At 48.1% G+C, this 23,188-nt stretch carries 14 protein-coding genes; all 14 read right to left on the bottom strand.

Features of this window, described 5'->3' with window-relative positions:
- Nucleotides 1–171: 171 nt before the first annotated feature.
- Nucleotides 172–2,724 carry a CBM96 family carbohydrate-binding protein gene (locus tag LOZ80_RS36400; RefSeq protein ID WP_238169042.1) on the bottom strand — a complete coding sequence of 851 codons (2,553 nt, stop codon included), beginning with the start codon at nucleotides 2,722–2,724 and terminating at the stop codon, nucleotides 172–174.
- Between the two features lie 41 nt (nucleotides 2,725–2,765).
- Nucleotides 2,766–3,452 carry a hypothetical protein gene (locus tag LOZ80_RS36395; protein ID WP_238169041.1) on the bottom strand — a complete coding sequence of 229 codons (687 nt, stop codon included), beginning with the start codon at nucleotides 3,450–3,452 and terminating at the stop codon, nucleotides 2,766–2,768.
- A gap of 92 nt (nucleotides 3,453–3,544) precedes the next feature.
- Nucleotides 3,545–4,912, bottom strand: coding sequence for an ABC transporter substrate-binding protein (locus LOZ80_RS36390; protein WP_238169040.1), 1,368 nt, complete (start codon nucleotides 4,910–4,912; stop codon nucleotides 3,545–3,547).
- Between the two features lie 102 nt (nucleotides 4,913–5,014).
- Nucleotides 5,015–5,851, bottom strand: coding sequence for a carbohydrate ABC transporter permease (locus tag LOZ80_RS36385; RefSeq protein WP_238169039.1), 837 nt, complete (start codon nucleotides 5,849–5,851; stop codon nucleotides 5,015–5,017).
- Between the two features lie 15 nt (nucleotides 5,852–5,866).
- Nucleotides 5,867–6,808: a carbohydrate ABC transporter permease gene (locus tag LOZ80_RS36380; RefSeq protein ID WP_238169038.1), complete on the bottom strand. Its 942-nt coding sequence runs from the start codon at nucleotides 6,806–6,808 to the stop codon at nucleotides 5,867–5,869.
- A 101-nt stretch (nucleotides 6,809–6,909) separates the two neighbouring features.
- Nucleotides 6,910–8,475: a response regulator transcription factor gene (locus tag LOZ80_RS36375; protein ID WP_238169037.1), complete on the bottom strand. Its 1,566-nt coding sequence runs from the start codon at nucleotides 8,473–8,475 to the stop codon at nucleotides 6,910–6,912.
- Nucleotides 8,453–10,198, bottom strand: coding sequence for a sensor histidine kinase (locus LOZ80_RS36370; RefSeq protein ID WP_238169036.1), 1,746 nt, complete (start codon nucleotides 10,196–10,198; stop codon nucleotides 8,453–8,455). The genes LOZ80_RS36375 and LOZ80_RS36370 overlap by 23 nt, the downstream gene beginning before the upstream one ends.
- Before the next feature lie 837 nt (nucleotides 10,199–11,035).
- Nucleotides 11,036–11,215: a hypothetical protein gene (locus LOZ80_RS36365; RefSeq protein ID WP_238169035.1), complete on the bottom strand. Its 180-nt coding sequence runs from the start codon at nucleotides 11,213–11,215 to the stop codon at nucleotides 11,036–11,038.
- Between the two features lie 92 nt (nucleotides 11,216–11,307).
- Nucleotides 11,308–16,062, bottom strand: coding sequence for a carbohydrate binding domain-containing protein (locus tag LOZ80_RS36360; RefSeq protein ID WP_238169034.1), 4,755 nt, complete (start codon nucleotides 16,060–16,062; stop codon nucleotides 11,308–11,310).
- Between the two features lie 41 nt (nucleotides 16,063–16,103).
- Nucleotides 16,104–17,756 (bottom strand): type 2 periplasmic-binding domain-containing protein, encoded by a 1,653-nt coding sequence (locus tag LOZ80_RS36355; RefSeq protein ID WP_238169033.1) that lies wholly within the window; start codon nucleotides 17,754–17,756, stop codon nucleotides 16,104–16,106.
- 116 nt (nucleotides 17,757–17,872) lie between these two features.
- Entirely contained in the window at nucleotides 17,873–20,152 is a 2,280-nt protein-coding gene (locus LOZ80_RS36350) for a helix-turn-helix domain-containing protein (protein WP_238169032.1), read from the bottom strand.
- 137 nt (nucleotides 20,153–20,289) lie between these two features.
- A complete protein-coding gene (locus tag LOZ80_RS36345) occupies nucleotides 20,290–21,192 on the bottom strand; it encodes a carbohydrate ABC transporter permease (protein ID WP_238169031.1) in 903 nt (300 codons plus the stop codon).
- A gap of 4 nt (nucleotides 21,193–21,196) precedes the next feature.
- Nucleotides 21,197–22,150, bottom strand: a complete 954-nt coding sequence (locus LOZ80_RS36340) for an ABC transporter permease (protein WP_238169030.1) — start codon at nucleotides 22,148–22,150, stop codon at nucleotides 21,197–21,199.
- Complete coding sequence (locus LOZ80_RS36335; protein ID WP_238169029.1) at nucleotides 22,147–23,166, bottom strand: Gfo/Idh/MocA family protein; 1,020 nt, start codon at nucleotides 23,164–23,166, stop codon at nucleotides 22,147–22,149. The genes LOZ80_RS36340 and LOZ80_RS36335 overlap by 4 nt, the downstream gene beginning before the upstream one ends.
- Nucleotides 23,167–23,188 lie beyond the last annotated feature (22 nt).

Genomic DNA, 23,188 nt, shown 5'->3' with positions numbered 1-23,188 from the left:
TGATGGAAGCAATCGCCCCCATAATGGATACTTCGTATAAAGCTCTTCACTCCGTTGCTTGAGTCGTATTTCGTCCGAAGATGGAGGTGCCAGCTTGTAGACGTTTGACAAAAGCTGTGTTCGGCATTCGTACGCATGTTTGCCAAGGCAAGATAAGGGCTATTCGTTCCTTTATGGTGTAATCTTCAGCAGTGGACGCTGTACGACTGTCGAATTCTCGCTGGAGGCATAGGAAGCTCCGCCATTCGAACCCACTGGTGAAACGCTGTAAACCCGAATGGAAAGTTTCTTCCCACTCGACATGGCTGCCTGAACTTGGGAGGTAACATTGATTGTAATCGGCGTACCGCCCGATACTGTGTACGTGCCCAGCACCGTGCTGGATGCCGGCTTCGTATTCCAGGTGATGGTACTCTCGCTCCATGTATTGTCGCTGACTAAATCGACAGCGTTCTGAAGGCCAGTAGCAGATACTGCCGTCGGCGTCAGCGTAATCGTTGCCGACGATACGGTGCCATTGTATCCCCCAAAGTTAAATTTAAAATAACTTTCCCGCATATAGCTGGTAGCGTCGTTCTTCGTCTCAACGGTGGTGGAAGTAGCGCCTGCCTGGTTCGATCCTGCATAGGTGCCGTCGCGCACCGTCGCATCGTCCGATGCGATCAAACCAGTAATCTGCAGCTGTGGTCTCAAGTTGGCATCGGTATTTTCGCTGGAAGCATAGCTCACGTAGGACGTCTCGCCGACAGGTCCCGGGCTGTATACGCGAAGCGATAGTTTCTTATTGCCGCCGGCGGATAGCGCCGCTTGCACCTGCGCGGTGATATCCACAGTCACAGGGGTTCCACTTGTCATGGTATAGGTGCCCAGCACGGTGCTTGAGGACGGCTTCGTATTCCATGTCAGGGTGCCCTCGTTCCAGCTATTGTCACTGACGAGCGCAACGGTATTCTGAAGGCCCGATGTACCCGTTGCCGTTGGCGTTAGGACAACCGTAGCTTCGGATATCACTCCGCCAGCATAATCGCTGAAATCGAACTTAAAATACCCTTCCCGATTATAGCTCGTTGCATCGCTTTTCACGTCAATTGCCGTGGCCGTCGACCCGCTTTGGTTCGTTCCCGAGTAACTGCCGTCCCTGACCGTGGTATCATCCACGGCCGTCCAAACCCCCAAAGCGGGGTTCGAAACGCCAGGGCCATTATAAGCCCCGCGATTTGGAGCAGCCGAAGCGGATACTACGTTGCCCCAATAGTCCCTTCCCCCATTGCTACTGATGACAGTGCCGGAGCCCAGCGCCGGCGATCCGAACCCGAGCTTATAGCCATCGAGCGAGCTTAATCCGATTCCTCCGGTGCCCGGCGCGACTAGAAGCGGATCTGAAGTGATTTTATGTGCATCCGCTGGTTCGCTCGCAGGATGATTGCCATAAAAGAGATTATAATCATAGATATCATTCGCTTTAACAATGTAACCGCCGCTGCCCGCGTTGTAGACAATGTTGTTTTTAAAATTCAGCGGATTACTTCCGCCAATTCCTGTTGTGATATTTGTGCTCAAACCAGAACCAATATAGAACGTATTATTATAAATTTGGTTATTTAACGGGGTGTAGCTGCTATCGAATTGGAAAATACGTGTGTGGTCATTCTGACTGATATTATAACGGACAATCATATTGTCATTCCGAATCGATCCTATCCCCATAATCAGCAGGAAGCCGCCCTCGTTGTCATGGCTGTAATTGTATTGAACGGTACAGCCCGTCAGATTATAATCACAGTCGAATCCTTGGCCGTCTTGGCTTGTCTTCGTATTGTACGCCTCGTTAAACTGCATCACCGGGCGAGTGCTGTTAATGGGCCAGATTGCTGCGTCGTAATGCGTATCCCGCGCATGAGCCGTGTTCACGACATTATACTCGATCAAGCCGTCGATGGATGCGCGCATGACAATGCCGTCTCCGCCAATATCATTCAACTGATTGCCTCGGATGACAAGCTGTGTGAACGGCTCAAAATTGCCTAAGCCGTCGTTGTTTCCCCAGGAGCTGCCCGTGCTGATGCCGGTACGATCCGCGCGTTCTACAGTATTGCCTTCGATAAGAACGTCATCCCACTTCGTACGTACAGCTGTTCCAGACACCATGACTAGCATACCGCCAGTTACCTTAAGGGCATCCGTATTGGTGCCTGTAATATCATGAATGTACATATTTTTAATATAAAAATGATGGTAGGTTCCGACGTCCTGCGCTTCCACCTTCACCCCATAGCGCTCACCGGCCGATCCCGCTATGTTGGTCACCTCCAGATTGTTGATTTCCCAGTATTGCTGGTTAAAAAAATACAACGTGGCCCCCGTCAAGCCATCACCGTTAATAATGGGCTTGCTGCCCGTACCGTACTTGTCGATGACAATCGGAGAGCCGACCGTACCGGACCCGAGCGGGTGCAATTGTCCGCTCCATACGGAGCCGGACTTAAACAAAATCGTATCGCCAGGTTGATAAGTCGTTGCGTTAACCTTAGCCAACGTCTTCCAAGGCGCACTGCTGCTAAGGCCATTATTACTGTCGCTTCCGCTAACGGAGTCGACGTAGTAAGTCGAATTATTCGCAAGAGCCGTCGTTGGGATCCACGAGATCAGTAAGAGCGATACAACGAGCAGCAAAGCGAGGAATCCTGCAGGAAGCCGAGTCAACTGATGATAAGCTTGTTTCATAAAGATTCTCCTTTTTACATGGGATGGGATTACTGTCTTGATTACTGTAACCTGATTCGCGAATAACTTGTTTCGTCAATCACCACCTTTACAGATTCGAGTTCCTGCTTCACCAGCGCCGCAAACCGTTCATCCAGCTGCCGCCGATCCGTATATGTCCCCTCCGCCTCATTGATCGAATCCTTAATCCTCAGCTCCAAATTGGACAAGAGATATGTGTAATACCCCCATGCGTCGTATTGCTGCGGCCCATAAATCACACGATGCTGGCGAACCGCTTCTTGCCTTCGCTGATTCTCTTTCTTTAATGCATCTAAGAATGAAAGGTACCCTGGATCTGCAAGCAGGCCGCGCTTATGAGCTATCAGCTGCTTAACCTTAACTTCGGTCAGTTTTTCCAGCGCGATCTGTTTCGCCTTCGTAAGCGGCACTTCGCCGCTATAAGCCTCCGTCCAGAAAGTTGGCGAAGCTTCTGCATGGTAGTTCGTTTGGAAGTAGCTTGCGACCTGCGCCTTGACCGCTTGGAGAAACAATTGGAACTCCCGCTCGTCAATCTCTGCTCCATTAATGAATGCGACCGCTTGAACGTCTCGGCCCACGACCTGCTCTCTTTCTTGGTCGGCGGCATCCACCCGTTCTTCTCTCAGCCACAATAAGCTACCGATCCCGATGATTGTCACAATAAGAGCAATCGTCAACACAGTCTTCCTAGGTTTGGTTGGCTTCACTCCTGTTTCCCTCCTTCGTCCCTACATACAGAGAGAGAAAGAGGGTTATCGGAATTCCCTCCCTGCTCCGATAACCCTCTCAATCTTACTCTTTACTTGGTGTTCTGCTTAATAATTTTATCTGCTTCGTCCATCATGAACTTCTGAGCATCCTCAGCGGACTTGTTATCTAGAATGAAGGTGGAGAAGCCGTTCTCCAGCACTTTTTTCAATTGATTTTGGTACGGAGCGGAGACGTCTGTCGTCATGTTCGTGCGCATCCGTTTATCCGACAATAAGGCCGCAAGCGAGTCCAGATCAACAACATCCTTACTACCTCCGAACAGGCGATCAAGCAACGCTTTCGTATCGGACTTCTTCCAGCCGGAGAGGTCATATCTGGTGTTATTCTCCGTGGACATGAAACGAACGAACTTATAAGCTTCTTCTTTATACTTCGAGTTGTTTGCGATCGCAACGAAGCTGGCTCCGAAGTCAGTCAAACCAGGCTCGACGTTCTTCGAGGAACGTGGCATCGGAGCAATAATCGTTTTGAACGTATGCGGATTCTTGGCTTTGTCCGCCAAGGAGGAGACTAGGAACGTCGCACTGAGCAGCATCGACGTTTTACCGCTAATAAACTCTGTCGCATAGCTCAGCTTGCCGCCTACAACATCCGAATACGGCTTGATTGATTTATCATCTTTTTCCATCGCTCTGCGCAGGTTGAAGAAGTAGGCAAACGTCGGGTCATTGAAAACTGGTTTCAGGTCTGCGGTCAAGTACGGATTTTTCAAGTCCGTGTACGCAATCGGGTTCGCGTATTCGCCCCAAGTGTGGAAGTACGCGCCATAGCGCTTGTCATTGCCTTCTCCTTTGGTTAGCTTCTTCGCATAATCGCGGAAGTCGTCCCATGTCCAGTCATATGCCGGCGGCTTGAGACCCGCATCCTTCAAGGCATCTTCGTTCAGCATAACCAGCCAATCTGACGCTGTGTACATGGTTGCATAGTAATTGCCTTTATACTTCGGATTAATGTAGTACTCCTCATCCGGATTCACATTATCTTTCTTGTACAAATCGTTCAGCGGGGCGAGAACCCCTTGCGCCGCACGCGCCATCGTTTCGTCGATGTTCGAGTAGAGTACGACGTCGACCTGTTCGCCTGACGTCATCATGACGTCAAGCTTTTTCATCGATTCCACGGAGTTACTCGGAACCAGCGGGATAGACTCGACCTTGATATTCGGATTCTTGGCTTGGAAATCGTCGATCAGCTTCTTCGTAGCAGGACCTGTCGTATCGTTATCCCAGTTGTAATACTTGATCGTGACCGGCTTTGCTGCCGGCGTTGAGGTCGCCGTTGATGCAGCTGCGGAGGGTGAAGCCCCTGTTGTATTCGTTGTGTTCGCTCCGCATCCGCCAAGCACCGTTAAGCTGATCATTGCGCTGCTTAGCACTAGTGCAGTTTGTTTTTTCATGTAAACTCCCCCTGATCGAATGTTGGTTACAGATCAAATTGTATCTCGCTGTGAAGCGTTCGCATGTGAACGATTTTTTCCTTTTTGTGCGTTCTTTTGACTTTACCCTTTCACGCCGCCGAGCGATATGCCTTGGATAACCTGCTTCTGCAGCACAATAAACACGATGAACAACGGCACGATTGCCGACAAGGAAGCCATCATCAGCAAGGAATAGTTATCGGCGAATTCCGTCTTGAACAATTGCAGGCCCAGCGGAATCGGGTACAATTTGCGGCTAATGAGGAAAATCAGCGGTCCCTGGTAATCGTTCCAGCTCCAGATAAATTTGATGATGCCTACGGTAGCCAGAATCGGTTTGGAGAGCGGAAGCATAATCCGCCAGTACAGTAGCCAGTAACCGGCGCCGTCCATTTTGGCCGCTTCGATGAAATCGGTGTGAATACTTAACATAAACTGACGCAACAAGAACGTGAAGTAGATGGAGAACATGCCCATAAAGATGAGACCCGTATGCGTATTATACAAATGCAGCCATTTGAGTAACAGATATCTCGGCACAAGAGTCGCTTCTCCCGGAATAATCATGAGCGACAGCAGTAGACCGAAGGTCAGGTTCTTCCCCTTGAATTGGAGCTTGGCGAGCGGGAAAGCCGACATGGATGAAATAATAAGTGTAAGTACCGTCATCAAAAGCGCCAGCTTCAACGAGTTCAAATAAAACCAACCGAACGGAACGCTGTCCATCCACACTTCCCTGAAATTGTTAACGAAATTAAACTTCTGTGGTATCCACTGGATCGGATACACCATGACATCTTTCTCGTATTTGGCAGCCGTAGAAAGCATCCAGAGCAGCGGGGCCAGAAATAGAACAGATACGGCCCCCATGACGATCGTCGTGATCCATCTGATCATTTTTTGACGTTTGCGTGACATTTGTTTGCACCCTCTTTAATTGTTTTTCTGACGCTGAAATTTCCACGTAAGTAGCGTGAGCAAGCCGACGATAAGAAAAAGTAACCACGAGATCGCCGATGCATAGCCCATTCGGAAATTGCGGAAGCCTTCCTCGTAAATCCGGTACACTAGCACCGTCGACGATTCGTTCGGTCCCCCGTCAGTCAGAAAAGCGATTAAATCGAATACCTTGAACGACGACATTAACGTTGTGATGATCAGGAAGGAGAGTGTGGGACCAAGCATAGGCAGCGTAATGGCGAAAAACTGCTGTCTAGGGCTCGCTCCGTCGATATTCGCCGCCTCGTACAACTCCTCCGGAATATTCGACAAACCAGCAATGAAAATGATGATCTGATACCCTAGCGCCGCCCAGATCGCGATGATAATAATCGCCGTCAAGGAGTAATGCGTGTCGGCCAGCCATTTCGGCGGTTCGGTGATGCCTAAGCTCATCAGAAACCGGTTGATCGGACCTTGCGAAGGATGGAACAAGGCACTCCATACTGAGCCGAGCGCAACAATCGAAGAAATATACGGGACGAAGAACGCAACTTTAAAATAATCTTTGCCATACACCCGCGAATGGATGACGACGGACACCAGCATTGCCAAAAAAATACCGATCGGCACGACAAACAGTGTATACGTCAAATTGTTTTTTAGCGCCATGAGAACTTTATTGTCCTCTAGCAGCAGTCTGTAATTTTCTAGGCCCGTCCATTTGATCGAATCCAAGCCTCCGACCAGATTCCAGTCGCAGAAGCTTAAATACAGCGAGAAGAGAATCGGAAATACACTTAACAGCACGATCCCCACGACCTCCGGGGCCAAAAAAAGCCAAGAGGCCAGCGACTCTTTTCTATGATTGTTCCAATACTTCCTTCGGGTCTGCGAAACCGGCGTACCGGCTTCGATCATCCCTTTTGTAAACATCCCAATCGCCTCCGTCTGAATTGTTTATAGGATAACTATAGGTCATGACAGAGGTCGATGATGCGTGCCAATTTTTACCCATTTGTGCACAATTTTTACGTTCAGCGGTAATCCTTCGGGGAGACTCCGACATACTTTTTGAACATTTTGGAGAAGTAAGTGCGATCCGCATAGCCCAGTTTTAAGGAAATGATCTCGATGTTATCCTCCTTGCTCTTCAGCAGGCGGCAGGCCAGCTTCATCTTGTACCTATGCAAATAGTCGGTGAAGTTCATGCCCGTCTCCAGCTTGAAATAACGGGACAGGTAGCTTGGGTTCAGATACAGATAGTTGGCGACATCGATCAGCGACAGTTGCTCCGATAAATGTTCCGAGATATACTGCTCGATCTGCTGGATCTTCGGCTTACGATTGAGCTGGGGGAGCTTGGAAGCGATCAGATCCTTGATTCTCGCCTCAATAAGAAACATCGTATCGTCCAATCGGCTCGTTCGGATCAAGCACTCATGAAACGAATTATCACTGTTTCGGTAATCTTCCAGCTCAAGCACCCGCATCCATTGGGACAATCGGGACTTCCACTCTTCCGGGTCCAAGCGGGTGCTCACGGCTTTATTTTTGATTTCGGCCGTTAAAGTCATGGTTTCCGTCTCATCAAGCTCCTTGAACGCTTTGCGGATTCGATCGAGCTCCTCACCGACGACACTTAACACATCAATCGCCCAGAGAGGATCTGTATAATTCGGCATCTTGCTGAAGGATGCGCCCTCATAATAGGTGGACCTCCACCATGTTTTAAGCCGTTTGTAATGCGGCTTCATAGAAGATATCTCCTTGATCGGACTGCCGTAAGAAAAATAGACGTCGATCCCCAGGAACTCCCGTACCTTTTCCGTCAGCATCTGCAAGTATCTTTCAAACAGCTCCATCCCTTTAATATTCAGAGTGGGCTGGTAATTGCCTACACATACCAACCCCCCATCAGGCTCAATAAAGGTGGTTATTGTGATTGACTCAACCGGAATTTCGCTGGAAATATTGCTGATTGCGTACAGGAGCAGTTCCCTATCTTCGTATCGGTAGCGATTGGAGAAAGATCGATACTGGAGCGAACCCAGCGATAGAATGAACTGCGGGTGCTTCCATTCCACACCTAGACGCTGCCCATAATGAAGCAGCCCTTCGGCAGTAGGGGACGTGACAACTTGTTGAAAAAACTGTTGTTTCAACATTTCCCTATTTTTAAGTAAATCCTGCTTATAAGTCAGTTCACTTCTAGTCTCACGATCCTCGCGAATGCAGGCAATCGCCTTTTGCAGTGACTGTACCAGCTGTTCCGCCGTCAGCTCATCCTTCAGCAAATAATCGTAGGCGTCCAACTGAACAGCCTTACGGGCATAATGAAACTCTTCATGACAGGTCAGGAAGATGACACCGATTCCCGGTTTCAGCCGCTTACATTCCTTGATAAGCTCCAAGCCGTCCATCCCCGGCATGCCGATGTCCGTTACGATGAGATCCGGTTCCACCTCCCGTAAGTACTGCAAGGCCCGTTTCGCCGACTGGGCTTCAGCCACTACCTTAAGGCCCAGTTCCTGCCAAGGGACCAGCTTGGCCAAATATTTGAGCATAGGTACATCGTCGTCAACAAGCATCACTTTGATCATGTCCATTCATCCTTTCACTCGGAATCGTGAGGCGCACCGTCAACCCACCCGTCTCGTTCGCCATTAACCGCATGCCGGCCTCACGGCCGTAGGTCATGCGCATCCGCTTGAGCACGTTTAGAAGACCGACGCGTTGATAAGGACCGGTCGACTCCAGATCGGAACTCTGCAGCCAGTCGTCCATGATGCGCAGCTTCTGTTCGCCCATTCCGTCCCCGTTATCCTTGATATCGATTTGTAAAAAGCTTTTCTCCTGCCTCGCCTGAAGCACGATCCGAGGAGCCCTTCCTTCTTCTGTAAAACCATGTACGATCGCATTCTCCACAATCGGCTGCAAGAGCAGCTTGGGAAGCTCAAGTTCCAGCACGCTTTCCGGCATATCGACGACAAGCTCCATCTGCATATCGGACCTCAGCTGCATAATATCCACATAGTGAGCAAGTAATTTGTATTCCAGACGAAATGTGGAGGACTCGTTAAATTTCAAGTAGGCCCTGAGCAGACTCATTAGGGAATCGATCTTTTGACTATGCATCTCATCGTCCTGGAGAATTAGGCTGCATTTGATGGAATTCAACGTATTTAATAGAAAATGAGGCCGAATTTGGGCATACAACGCCTGCAGCTCGAGCACCCGCTTCTGCTCCTGCTCCTGCTCGATATCGGTGATCAGCGTATTAATTTGATCTAACATATGATTGAGTGTTCGACCCAAATCGGCAATTTCATCCCCACCGTCAGCCTGAAACCGGATATTGCGGTTCCCGTTGCCAAACTGCTTGACACCGGCTTGAAGCTTGCGGATCGGCCTGTGGAGCCTTTTCGCCATATAGAACGAAAGAAACAAGAAGATGACGAAAAAAGGGATTGCGATAAGAACGGAGATATAAAAGGTCTGAGAGATTTGTCCGGTTACTTCCTTCTTCGTATTCACGTATTGGAGTGTCCATCCCGACTTTGAGATCAGAACTTCGTTCTTCACTTCGGCGGAGGACAACACCGCATCCCTGTGGCCGCCCGAGGGTCCGGTGGCGATAGTGTCACCGTTTCCGTCAATGAGTGTCATAGTACCCGATGAAATTTGATTGAACATTTTTTTGAAATAATCGCTGGAAATTACAATAACGAGTGTAGCCAAATACTGGTTGTCGACCGGATCACGAAGCACTCTGGCGATAAAATAATGGTCCTGGAGCTGATTGTCGGCATTATCACGAGTCCCGAGCCATTGCAGCACTTTCGGATTGTTGGGATCGACACGGTCCTTGACATCGTTCCAGCTCTGCTGGATTTGCTCTGGTGTCAGCGTCCATGTTTCCGAGGATTCGACGATAAAATCATGGTCGTTCGCTGCAAACATAAAAATATCGGTATTCATCGTCTTCACGGAAACCTGCCCGAAAAAATCCTTGATCTGGTGGTAGCTGCTGTCATCCTGTGAGCTCCGAATTCCTTGCATCGAACGAAATCCTCGCAAAGGATCCAGCGCCTGCTTATCCTGGACGAAAAAGTTGGAAGCGTATGCAAGATCATCGATCATTTTGGCGATATCCATGGCCATGACCTTTAGCACCGATTGATTACTGAGCTGGATTTTATCCTTAACATTCTCTTGGGTGGCGGAATAGCTGAGAAAAGAAATTAGAGTTGTGGGAAGTAGAATAAGCAGCAAGAAAGATACCTGAATTCTCGTGTAAAAGGAATAACGGGGGAGATGACGCATCGCACTACCTCTTTCCAGTTCTGTCTTCGATGGTTGAGTGTTTCCATACCAGTATCATAAGCGATAATTGGTAAAAAAGGAGGTAGACAAACTACAAAAATGTGCACTATTTTTACCTTGGGAGGAAGAAAGTCACTACTTGAAGCCAATTATTGAGTAATTTGTAGGGATTTCCGTTAAGGACGCGCTTTGTAGAAATCTTTGCCGCAATCCGTCAACAGCGCGTCGGATGGGACGTTGTCGTCCTTGAACGCCCAGCCGAAGGATACTTTCACACACACTTAAAGTTTAACTATGTCAACTAGTTTGGCTTTATGAAGAAATGCATTACAACAGAACTAGGAGCAGATGATTGATTGATGATTGCTGGTTGTGTGGTACGAGAGGTTTCATCTAATGTTGGGTGACAAATAAGTTTTGAAGTGCAAGAAGCCAGCAAACTCAAGGGTTTGCTGGCTTTTTATATAAAACCAATTTACAAATTAAGTTTTGAAGTGGGTTTTGGGAGTGAATACCCTGAATTACAACTAAGTTTTGAAGTACTTCTTACAAACTATTTATAAAGAGATCCCTATCAACAAACGTTATCCAGATAGCTTAATTGCTGATGCCTCTACCATATATTTAGTTTCTCTGGATATTCCGAACCGTCGTATCTCATGGAATATGCTATTCGGTGTATGAATCTACTCTTTCATTCTATTTATTTTTTGATTGTTCTTGTTAAGGCAAATTAAAATTTCCTTGCTCCGCTATACACAGTCTACCCTTTCAGCACCCGCATAGCCGTTAACCTGCAAATCGATCCATCCAGGCGATAGCCAAGGGAGATGCTTATCATGGGGAATCGGATTGATTGCTGTAATTTTCCCATGTGCTGCTGTTACTTCCACGCATTTTCCGTATTGTGGTCGTATACCCCACAAAATCGACGATTCCTTTCCACTCCGACGGCAGCGGTTCGGCAAACATATGAAAGGCTCTAGAGCCCGCGCCGACCAGATCAACTTTTTCCACGCGTTCCTTCTTCCTCTTACTATTAAGCAACATGGCACAGGTGGAAGCATCCTCCTGCGCCATGTCCTTATTTCTTTAACCCTGCATTCTTCTTACTCGTAAACCGTGATTTCCTTGATACTATTAATAATGCCGGTCGATGTTCCTTTGCCCCAAAACCTTACATACCTCGCTGATGTCGGTGTAATAGGATAGGTTTCGTAATCGTCGGTCGTACCGCTGCTTGTAAAAGAACCGGCCGCCACCCAACTGACCCCATCCAATGAAACGTCAACATCGAAATACGCCTGACGCTTCGTTCCGTTGTACCAAGCAACTGCTAGCTCGCTAACACTCTGGCTAGCCCCGAGATCAAGCGTCATCCACGGATACCCATTCGGATTTTCGCTCGTTATATGCTCCGCGCTTATCTTCGCTGACCAGAAAGTTTGCATATCTTCATCGTAAACGTTCCAGGGTCCTGACTGCTCGATATAAGTACTGCTTGTCGAATTGTAGATAGGCAATACATCCGTCTTTTCAATATTAATCGTATACGTATGCGTTGTTGCTGCATCCGCCGAGATTACCTGTAATTGAACGGTTCCCGGAATCGTTCCCGTATAGGTCATATTTACAACGTCTGTTGGATTACGTTTCAAATAGGTAATTTGTGGATCGGGTTTCTTATTTTCGTACGAGTAATTATACGTATATTGATCCCGGCGATAATTGTCCAGCAGCTTTCCATTGATTTTAATGGCCTCTAACGTTGCAGGATCCGACGTTGTTCCGGTACTCGTACTCTCCGTTTCAGTTACATGCTGTGTTGCAAAATCGAACGCCACTGCCTGCGTACCGGTATCAAATGTCCACACATCGCCCGTTTTCGTCAACGCGATATCGGCAGGGACCGCTTCCCCCTTCTCCCAGCTGATGGCCACGGCATTGCGCCAGACAGTCGCGCTCTCATTCTTGATCGTGAACGCAGTCCGATTGCCTTTGAAGCTATCGCTTTTATAGTAGACTGGCTCCGCTTGCACTTCGGTTCCGTCCGGCGTCAACGATTGAAATCGCAACGTATTTTTCTGGCTGAAGGCCAAGTAGGAATCGTTCCCATTGCCGAGTATTTGCTGCGACTCCGGGAAAAATCGCAATTCCAGGTCTTGCGGCGCTGCCAGATGAATATCGTCAATGACGATCAGCGTATTCGGTTTCAGATAGATCAGATGCCGTTCGAATTTCTGCAGGCTGGTTTCCGTCATGTCGTAAGCTCCTGTTGCATCGCCCGCCATATAATCGAAGCTGCTTCCTGTTTCCGTCTTGATGATGTGCGGTGTCACCTGCGAACTTCTGTCTTTGTTGAAATCGAACCATCTTCCCCCTTCCCCGAGCTGCCCTTTCCCGTTAATTAATAAGGTGTTGTGATTAGCCGTCAGCTTGTCGGAAAAGCCATCGTCGCGGAGCAAATACTCGCCATTTGCATGAAGCACCATATGATTGGCGTCAGGATGCACATGCGATGCCCCCCAATCGTATATGGGCGCGACTGTATTCGTTTCTCTTTCCTTGTGCCCTATCGGCGGGCCGCTCTTGAAATACAAGACGCTTTCATCCCCCGACCAGCCGGAACGAGAGACGACCATATCCATATCGTCGAAGTGATGCATGGTCGGCAAGCTCGTCACAGGAGTTTCCGGAATCGACGGATCGTAGTACAAGATGCCCATCCATCGGTCGATCGGATTGTCAATGTTTTTGTCATCAACCAGAGAAGCCAGCCACTGTGCCAAGCCATCCCCATTCTCCGCGGCCAATACTCGCAGCAAATAATCCGGTCCATACCAGTTAACGCCGGCCGTATCGGCATAATTGATGTAGCTGCTTTGCCTGGTCCAATAATCTCTTCCCAGCATCATGTATGCGGCATACGTGCTGTTGTTTTGGAACCATTCGTTTTGTAGCATATGACTTCCGATGAAAGGCTTTGTCATTTTGGCATATTTGATCAGCGCATCCGCCCCGTACTCCCAATAAGGAAATCCTTCTTGGCTTGCGCCATCATCCCCGAGCGCTTGCTCCACTTTGGCAAGCTTATCGATACTGAAATCGAGCCACGGAACGACCGACGGCTCCACATCGTAAATGGCCAAAGCTGCAGCTGTCAATCCGGTCAAATCCACCCACATGTGGTTCTGCAAATAAGTTTCGGTCCACCACATGGTAAACTTCTTTCCATTATAAGGCTGTCCGGTAGCCCTGCTGTACATTTCCGTTCCCCGCTCCTTCAACGTTTTCAGGATCGTTGATTTGGTCGGCGCATCCAGCTCATCGTACAGCCAGTCGTAAACGACGGCAAGGCTAAACAACTGATGCCCGGCAGCAAGGTCGGAATTCGTAAAGATCCCCCTACCCCACGATGGATAACCGATGGAAGCCATCGTCCATTTTTCGGCAGCCGTCAAATAACGCGCGTCTAGCGTCATGAGGTAAGCAAATGCAAAATCAACCGTCTGGTCGCCAACGATACGCTGCCATACATCTTCTTCAATCGTATCTATGTAGTAGGCGGGTGGAGCTCCCAGGATCGTTTGATCGACGTGTTGCTTGAACTCTTCCCACAGGTGCGCATAAGTTCCTCCTGAAGCAATATCCGCTCTTAATTGGGCAATCCTGTTGTCATCAATCATGATCCGGGAATGCACATTTCGATACTGCTCCAACCCCTTTTGCAGCTCTGACCATTTCTTGAGACTGATCTTGTCGAACCAGAAGTTGCCCTCCGCCTCATTCGGCAACAACTCCACCACAAGCCGGGATGCGCCGGCAGGAGCAACAACCTGCGCTTGCAATTGCGCCCAGTCATTCGTTCCGGTCAATCCCGCGTTGATCAGCGTGTATTGGCCTCCAAACGGCGACCACCAAGGCGAGGTGTCATCGAGAAAAGAGAGCCGGATCGGCACCGCTCCACCCGCTACGGCGTTCTCCGTCTTGATCCAGGCGGAGAAATCATACGGTTTTCCCGGTACGATTCCCTCCACGACTTGGTAGATGGCCAGTCTCGGCTTCGGACTTGCGGTCTGCGTCGTGATTTGCAGCGCCTGCTCTCCGTCCTTGTATGTGTTCCCGGTCACACTCGCGGCAATCGGCCCAGCCACCCGTAACGCTTCCGACCAACCGACCGGCTTGCTGCCTGCAACCTCCTCAAACCCCGAATTTTGAATCAGATTGTTTGGGTCCTTGGGAAGGAGCTGTTTGGCAAAACTGAGCTTATCGAACCAGAAGCTGCCCTCCACCCCATTTGGCAGCAGCTCCACCACAAGCCGGGATGCGCCTGCCGGAGCCGTAAGCTGCGCTTGCAATTGCGCCCAGTTGTTCGTTCCGCTCAATCCGGCGTTAATCTGCGTGTACTGGCCCCCAACCGGCGACCACCAAGGCGAGGTGTCATCGAGAAAAGAGAGCCTGATCGGCACCTCTCCGCCTGCAACGGCGTTCTCCGTCTTGATCCAGGCGGAGAAATCATACGTTTTTCCCGGTATAATCCCTCCAACGATTTGATAAACGGCCATCCTCGGCCTCGGACTAGCGGCCTGTGCCGTGATTTGCAGCGCCTGCTCTCCGTCCTTGTACGTATTCCCTGTCACGCCCGCGACAATCGGCCCAGCCACTCGCAGCGCCTCCGACCAACCGACCGGCTTGCCGCCTGCAATCTCCTCAAACCCAGGATTTTGAATCAGATTGTTCGGATCCTTAGGAAAAGGCTGTTTGGCAAAGCTGAGCTTATCGAACCAGAAGCTGCCCTCCGCCTCAACCGGCAACAACTCCACTACAAGCCGGGCTGCGCCGGCCGGAGCCACAACCTGCGCTTGCAATTGCGTCCAAGCGTTCGTTCCGGTTAATGCTGCGTTAATCAGCGTGTACTGGCCCCCAACCGGCGACCACCAAGGCGAGGTATCATCGAGAAAAGAGAGCCGGATCGGCACCGCTCCGCCCGCTACGGCGTTCTCCGTCTTGATCCAGGTGGAGAAATCATACGTTTTTCCCGGCACGATGCCCTCCACGACTTGGTAGACGGCCAGCCTCGGCTTCGGACTAGCGGCCTGTGCCGTGATTTGCAGCGCCTGCTCACCGTCCTTGTACGTGTTCCCGGTCACACTCGCGGCAATCGGCCCAGCCACCCGCAGCGCCTCCGACCAACCGACCGGCTTGCCGCCCGCAACCTCCTCAAACCCAGGATTTTGAATCATATTGTTCGGGTCTTTTGGAATAGGCTGTTTGGCAAAGCTGAGCTTATCGAACCAGAAGCTGCCCTCCGCTTCATTCGGCAACAACTCCACTACAAGCCGGGCTGCGCCGGCCGGAGCCGTAACCTGCGCTTGCAATTGCGTCCAGCCGTTCGTTCCGGTTAATCCTGCGTTAATCAGCGTGTACTGGCCCCCAACCGGCGACCACCAAGGCGAGGTGTCATCGAGAAAAGAGAGCCGGATCGGCACCGCTCCGCCAGCTACGACGTTCTCCGTCTTGATCCAGGCGGAGAAATCATACGTTTTTCCCGGTACAATCCCTCCAACGATTTGATAAGCGGCCAGCCTCGGCTTCGGACTAGCGGCCTGTGCCGTAATTTGCAGCGCCCGCTCACCGTCCTTGTACGTATTCCCGGTCACACTCGCGGCAATCGGCCCAGCCACCCGCAGCACTTCCGACCAACCGACCGGCTTGCCGCCCGCAACCTCCTCAAACCCAGGATTTTGAATTAGATTATTCGTTGTCGGGACTTCGGCACCCCACACCTTCAAGGGGGGACACGAGCTTAAAAATAATATAAGAATAAGAAATGAAACCAGGATTCGCTTCGATATGCCATTCATAACGTTCTCCTCCATTTCCATCTTAACTTGTGGCGACAATGCTACTTCTGAAACCTGTCATAGGCATCTTGATACAGCTTCACATACTCCTTGACTTTCATGCTTTCCAAGTTTTTAATGTACACGTCCCATTTCTCAAACGATTGGTCGCCGGTAACGAACTTGGCCCGTGATTCTTCCACATACTTGGATATATCCGTCATCATGGTCGTAATTTTGCTCGCTTCATCCGGTTTGAATCTGGCCCCGGCGGGGAACTCTTTGTCCGGTTTGATATAAGGGAATATTTTGGTCATGTTGTTCTCGCCAAGCCATTTGGAATAGTCCGCTTCGAAGGGTGATTTCAGAACGAGTTTCCCGAAAATACCCGTCGTGCTTGGCGTAAACTTTTTGAGCAGCATTTGCACCTCGTTTAGTCCTGCATCGTTCTGAAACAAATATTTAACGGATTTATTTCCTTCCGAGAAGTCCCAATCCACGCCCCGCTTGCCCAACCAAAGCGATGCTCCAGTTATTCCCTCAACACCTTTGTCTAAATCGGCAAAAAACAGATCCGCCCATTTAATCGTTTCGATGGGATATTTGTTGGCTTTCGTGATGGCAAATTTGCCACTTGAATACTGTATGCTGGACGAACTGCTTACCTTTTCTTTGCTATACTCTGATGTCAGGGGGGACATCATTTCATATTGCTTCCAATCAGCCAGTCTGACTTGTCCAAGCACACCGTATATATTTTTTTTCGTTTTGGCTAAATACTCATCGTTGCTCTGAGAAATAAACATCGGATCGATTAGTTTTTCCGTGTACAACTTGTTCAAATATTGCAAATAGTGTTTATAACCGTCCGTGCTTGGTGTAAACACCACTTTTCTATCTTTTAAAGCAATATCCGCAGCCGACTCGCCAAAAGCGGGAAGCAGCATTCCGTTCAGCCAAAAGAATTGATATTCGCCCATCGGAATTTGGCTTTTCTTGCCGTCTTTCATCGGGTCATTGTCCCGGAAAGCCTTTAACACCTCATACAAATCGGAAGTCGTCTCGGGCATCTTCAAGTTCAAATTGGTTAACCACGATTTATTGATGACCGGTTTGAAAGCGCCCATCGTAGGTGTCGAGGCAACCTGCCCGAGTGAGTAGATTTTGCCGTCACTTGCTGTCATCGTTTTTTTCAGCAGCGGGTAATCATTTAATGCCTTTTTAATATTAGGCGCATACTTCTCGATGAGATCGGTCAAATCGATCAACACGCCCTGCGGCCCGTATGTTTCCTCATCTTCGAATCCGAGCGGCCCAAAAATGACATCCGGCAGATTTCCTGTAGCGAGCGCCAGATTTTTCTTTTCCAGATAGCCGTCCGACACGGCATCAAACTCATAATGCACATTCGTCAGCGTCTCCAAGTCCTTGAATATCCTCAAATCTCCCCAGGCAGCGCCCTGTGCATCTTTTTGCCCGATTGCCTTCAGCGTAATTTTTTTGTCGGAGACAAGCGTATCCTTCGGATTGACCGTTGCGGCGCTTCCTCCTTGTGACGGCTGATTCGTCCCCTTTGCCGAATCTTGCGCATTGTTAGCGCCACTGCATGCGGTCAGCATGGATAAAAATAGAGCAATAGACATTACACCGCCAACCATGCCGTACCCGCTCTTGCGCTTCATACCATAAATCCCCTCTTCCTTCCATAACTTCATCTAACATACCCTCCTGAACCATATTGTTTTCGTAACCGTTTTCAGTGTGTCACGATAGATGGGAAATAGAAACATGTCAAACGTATTCACACTATGCGATCCTCTACATTTGAGCGTTAAGATCCTTGATTATGGACGATTTCTCTGAAGCGACCTGGGGGAATCCCCTCCATTTGTCTGAATGTTCTAGTAAAACTTGCTGCATCGTTATATCCTACATCGGTCACAACCTCTTTGACCGACTTGTCCGTTTCGCTCAGCAGCTTTTTAGCCAATTCGATCCGCAGGCTCTTAATATACTCGGCGAAATTGACACCTATCTGCTGCTTGAAAAAGCGACTCAAATATTTGGGTGATATGCCAAACATGTCGGCAACCATGTCGAGCCCGAGTGATGAATTCGTGTAATGATCGTGAATATAGTCTATAATCACAATTTTCAGCTCTTCATGGCCGCTTTCCTTGCTTTCCTCAATATGTTTACATAACTTATCCGTTGCTAGCTCCAGTTTAAATTGCAAGTCATCCAGTGAAGCAAAATGTGTCAACCCTTCTATGTCATCATCGAAGGCACGAATTTCAAATTCATTCAGAATTTCCATGACGTTATGGATCATGTTGAAGCAAATCATTTTGGACATGCCAGAGGATAGTTGTCTTTCCTTCATGTTGCCAACAATTTCGCGAATAATTTCCTTGCAAACATAGGCATTACCCTGCTTCATGCTTTGTTCGAGACGGATTTGCAGCTCACGCGGATACCAATACACCTGGTTATCTGTAGAAGCGATATCCTCGATAAAAACGATGCTGCCGGAATTGATTAGTAGCTCTACATCCAAAACGCTGAGAGCCTCCAAGAAAGATCTTGAGGTCATATGAATATCATCGTAGCTTCTGCCTACGCCAATGTTTGGCCGTAAACCAAACTTGTCATCAAAAAATACTTGAATGCTTGCCATTAAAGGATAAATCTCCACTTTGGTTGAAAAATTGTGGGATGCGTTTACAATCAGAACCAAATCGCCTTGAACGGTGTCGATGCAGAATGCAGCTACCGGCAACTCATTCTCTTCCTGAAGCTTCGCCAAATAAAAAGTCAGTTCCGATCCGGTGATGTCGAGATCGGCTGCCTTCTGCAGAACAGCGACATACAGGTGCTCATAATCGAAGCTCATCTCATACAAAGACAATAACTCTCTGATTTTCTCTTTTTGAGCCAGTCTCCCCTTGAGCAGCATCTGTAAGATTTGCTCCCGAACATACGAACTTTGGCTGTTCAGTCGCTCTGTAAGTCCGCTGTTCTTCTGAACAATGTTTCTGAACATTCGTTCAATGCTATCGATTTCATTAACTCTTATGCCGTTCGTCTCCGCTCCCGTATGGCCAACTTGCGAACCATGGGCTGTAATCGAATCGAACAAAGCCTTAATTGGCCGATAACTCGTTTTGGCAAGAATTAAGGCCAACAACACTCCGATAATAACTACCACTATTATGATGACTGTCACTTGCTGTCGCATTTCTATAACGTGATTCAAATAGTTCTTGGGGGAGAGGACGAGAATATATCGGAACTTTGAATTATCGGAAGTCGTATCAATCACGGACAGTTGCTGATTGCCGGATTCTAAACTGCTGATTCCCGAGGCTGGTTGATGCGCGATTATATCTTCAATTAAGTGCTTCGGGAGAAATTCTTCATCCCCAAACGTATAGATCTGTTGCATGTCGCTATTTAGCACATACAAGATGCCCCCTGAAGTACCAAATAAGTCTTCTGCTAAACTCTCGACAGCCCCATGGTCAATTTTTATGCCGACAACCCCATACGGATTGTTTCCATTAAGCGGCAACGAATATAAGCAGAACAAATTGCCTTTGGTTGCGGAAGGGCTGGCTGGCATGCAATTTTCCCCAATTCGAGCGGAACTTCTTACACGATTAAGTGAATTCAAGAAGGCCTGACTCTCCTGATCGTCGGTGCCTACTATTTTCTGCAGCATCGTGTCCATGCTCATTTTGCCTTCGACGCTATAAATGTAAGGATCATTGGAGAATTGAACAAATATGTTGTCCACGAATGATTGCACTCGGTATTTAGCCAGTTGATCAACGGCAACTTTACTCCGATAATCATTCAGAATGATCGTATACGGTTTTATGCTTTCGTCAGACGCAACTTTCACTGCGATTTGTTGCGTTTCCAAAAGCTCGCTGTCCATCGTCTCCTTCATACGATTGACTTTACTGAGGGTATATCGTTCCACTTCCTTTTGCATTTCCACAACGGCTTTGCTATACAGCACCATGCCCAACGTGATGAGAGGAATGGCAAAAATGACAATGTACGAAATAAAGTAAGTAAACCTGATGCTTCTTTTTCTATAGACCATGAGTGTCCCCCCACCCTGCCAGCAACTTAATCATCAATTTTGTAAGCGGTGTCAAAACATACAAAAAAATGCGGGCCATTATTACAAGACCCGCTTCTTTCTATACACTTGCAGACCATAAAAGACCAAAACCGAATTCAGCCCTTGACAGCACCGACCAAAATACCTTTAACAAAATATTTCTGAAGAAATGGATATATGAGAATAACGGGCAATGTCGATACGATAATCGCCGCATATTTCAATAAAGTCGCCAATTCTACCCTTTTCGCGAACGCTTCCAATTCGCCATCCGTTGTCAATAAACTCATATCAATCTGGTTGATAATAAGTATTTCTCTCAAGATTAATTGTAATGGGAATAAGTCCCGATTGGAAATGTAGATTAACGCGTTAAAATAGCTGTTCCATTGTGAGACGCCATAGAAAAGCGCCATAACAGCAATAATTGGCTTGGATAGCGGCAGTACAATGCTTATAAACAGCCTTGTATTCGAACAGCCATCCATCATCGCCGATTCCTTTAACTCATCCGGAATACTGGATTGATAATAAGTTCTCACTACCACAATATACCAAAACGCGGCAGCACCCGGCAATATTTGCGCTAATACGGTGTTCCGAATTCCCAGATCGCTAAGGAGCATAAAAGTTGGAACCAACCCTCCAGAAAAAAACATCGTCACAGTGAAGAACAGTACAAAATAATGCTTACCAGCAAAATCTTTTCTAGATAACGGATAGGCGGCTGTCAACGTCAGAAAGAGACTGACAATAGTTCCAGCGAGTGTATATAGAATCGTATTTCGGTATCCCATCCAAATATCGTTGTACTGGAACAACCGCTTGTAACCTTCTAGTGTAATTCCTTTTGGCAGCAGAACGATCTTCCCTTGTGATACCAGAGAGGGATCGCTGATGGACGCGCTTATTATAAATACCAGCGGATAGAGGATGATGATGAAAAAACCAGTCACAAACACCAAATTTATAGTTTCAAAAATAATATCATCTTTCGTTCTTTTCACAATAGCGTTCACCTTTCTACCACAGACTTGTCGAAGATAATCGTTTAGCGATTTGATTGACCACGATAAGGAATAAGAAATTAATAACCGAGTTAAACAAACCAATTGCCGTCGTTAAGCTGAATTTCGCTCCTTGCAGTCCCACTTTGTATATATAAGTCGATATGACGTCTGAAGCTTGGGCGTTCAAAGGAGTTTGCATTAAGTAAATTTTCTCAAAGCTGATGCTCATTATTGAACCCGCGTTCAGAACAAACAGAATAACCGCTGTCGGTATGATGACCGGTAAGTTGATGTGCCATATCCTCTGTAATCGCGATGCGCCGTCAATGGTTGCTGCTTCGTGCTGCTCAGGATCGACGTTGGACAAGACCGCAAAGTAAATGACTGATTCCCAGCCTGTGTTCTGCCAGACGCCAGACCACACATACAAGCTTTTAAAATACTCCGGTTTATTCAGAAAATCGATGGGGTCCATTCCAAACGCCTTGATCACCGTATTGACGACTCCATATACCGGATGCATCGCCATATAAACCATTCCAACCATGACGACAGTTGAAATAAAGTGGGGTGCATATGCGGTAGTTTGGACAATCTTCTTGTACACTTTACTCCGCACTTCATTCAGCATAAGTGCCAGCAAGATGGGCAGAGGGAATCCGGCAACAATCGTGTATAGCGACAACAACACGGTGTTCTTGATGAGTTGCCATGCGTAATAGGAATCAAAGAACATCTTGAAATGCTTGAACCCTACCCATGGGCTGTTCCAAATCCCTTTCGTCGCTATAAAATCCTTGAATGCAATCTGAATACCATAGAGCGGCAAGTAGTGAAAAATGAGAAAATAAAGAACAGCAGGACACATAAATAGATAAAGTTCATAATTACGAAGAAAGTTTCTACTTTTTCTGCTTCGTCTGTGGCTGATAACGGCATTGTACTCTTGGATTGTTTCAGATTTCATGTAAGGCAACCTCCGTCATAAGGATCGAGACGATATTCGGCTTTTCGGTTACGAATGCAATCGGCAATTTCGACAGCTTGAAGTCCCGATTTAATATCGCCTTTCGGCTTTCGGCCCGCTCGGATCTCATCGAAGAATCTACAGTTTTCCTCATAAAATCCGTTCATCGCAAACAGTTTGTCCATCCCTTCAGCCAGATTCCCTGAAATATCTGTTACCCCTTGGTTCCGTTCGCTGTGTAGCAACCTTCCCGGAATATCTGGCGAACCCCAAACGGGGAGTTCGAGAAAAAACGTATGATTCCATGTACTAACTTCCATGCGTTCTATGCAACCGCCAGACACCGGGCAAAAGCAAAGCTCGATGACAGCGCCAGAAACGAGCTCACCTGTAACATAAATATTCGCGACCCGTGTGCCGACATCAGGTAATTCCTGGTACCGGAACTGTATATGCCGATAGGCGGAACCCGCTATATAACTAACCAGATCAATGCCGTGAATGGCAGTAGTAGCAAAATCCTCATCGGTCCTCCCAGTTCGATACATAACATAACGGATTGTATGTATTCCCGAATCTCCACGAAGCTTCAGCACTTCCTGCAGCTTCAATACTAACGGCATGTAACGGCGGTTGAAGGCAACCTGGTTAGGAGCATCCCCTCGTTCCGCTGCTTGAATTAAGCGGATCGTTTCCTCCCTGTTCAAGCCCGGTGGTTTCTCCAACAGCTGGGGATATCCTTTCTCTAACAGCGGAATAGCCATTGTTGTCATCAGATGTGCCGGTACGACTAGACAGATTGCATCTGGCTTCTCTCGCTCTAACATTGTGCCGATGTCGGTATATCGACGCGAGAAACCAAATTTTTGTTGAAAGCTGCCAGCCCTTGCTTCATCGATGTCGCAGCAAGCTGCCAGTGTTACTCCGGAGTTGCGATCGGCGTATTCGCGCCAAGCTGGTCCATGCCCATGTTCGGCCATTTGGCCGCATCCGACGATACAAATTCTGAAACTCATCTTGCATTCCTCGCTCCGCTCA

The sequence above is a fragment of the Paenibacillus sp. HWE-109 genome (assembly GCF_022163125.1).
Classification (GTDB): domain Bacteria; phylum Bacillota; class Bacilli; order Paenibacillales; family NBRC-103111; genus Paenibacillus_E.
The sequence above is the reverse complement of the archived record's forward strand: the minus strand, read 5'-3'. Positions and strand labels throughout refer to the sequence as shown.

Excerpts from the sequence above, each read along its gene's own strand:
- LOZ80_RS36400 (WP_238169042.1), bottom strand. The coding sequence starts at position 2,724 with ATGAAACAAGCTTATCATCAGTTGACTCGGCTTCCTGCAGGATTCCTC.
- LOZ80_RS36385 (WP_238169039.1), bottom strand. The coding sequence starts at position 5,851 with ATGTCACGCAAACGTCAAAAAATGATCAGATGGATCACGACGATCGTC.
- LOZ80_RS36355 (WP_238169033.1), bottom strand. The coding sequence starts at position 17,756 with ATGAAGTTATGGAAGGAAGAGGGGATTTATGGTATGAAGCGCAAGAGC.
- LOZ80_RS36370 (WP_238169036.1), bottom strand. The coding sequence starts at position 10,198 with ATGCGTCATCTCCCCCGTTATTCCTTTTACACGAGAATTCAGGTATCT.
- LOZ80_RS36390 (WP_238169040.1), bottom strand. The coding sequence starts at position 4,912 with ATGAAAAAACAAACTGCACTAGTGCTAAGCAGCGCAATGATCAGCTTA.
- LOZ80_RS36380 (WP_238169038.1), bottom strand. The coding sequence starts at position 6,808 with ATGTTTACAAAAGGGATGATCGAAGCCGGTACGCCGGTTTCGCAGACC.
- LOZ80_RS36340 (WP_238169030.1), bottom strand. The coding sequence starts at position 22,150 with ATGAAATCTGAAACAATCCAAGAGTACAATGCCGTTATCAGCCACAGA.
- LOZ80_RS36350 (WP_238169032.1), bottom strand. The coding sequence starts at position 20,152 with ATGGTCTATAGAAAAAGAAGCATCAGGTTTACTTACTTTATTTCGTAC.
- LOZ80_RS36360 (WP_238169034.1), bottom strand. The coding sequence starts at position 16,062 with ATGAATGGCATATCGAAGCGAATCCTGGTTTCATTTCTTATTCTTATA.
- LOZ80_RS36375 (WP_238169037.1), bottom strand. The coding sequence starts at position 8,475 with ATGATCAAAGTGATGCTTGTTGACGACGATGTACCTATGCTCAAATAT.
- LOZ80_RS36335 (WP_238169029.1), bottom strand. The coding sequence starts at position 23,166 with ATGAGTTTCAGAATTTGTATCGTCGGATGCGGCCAAATGGCCGAACAT.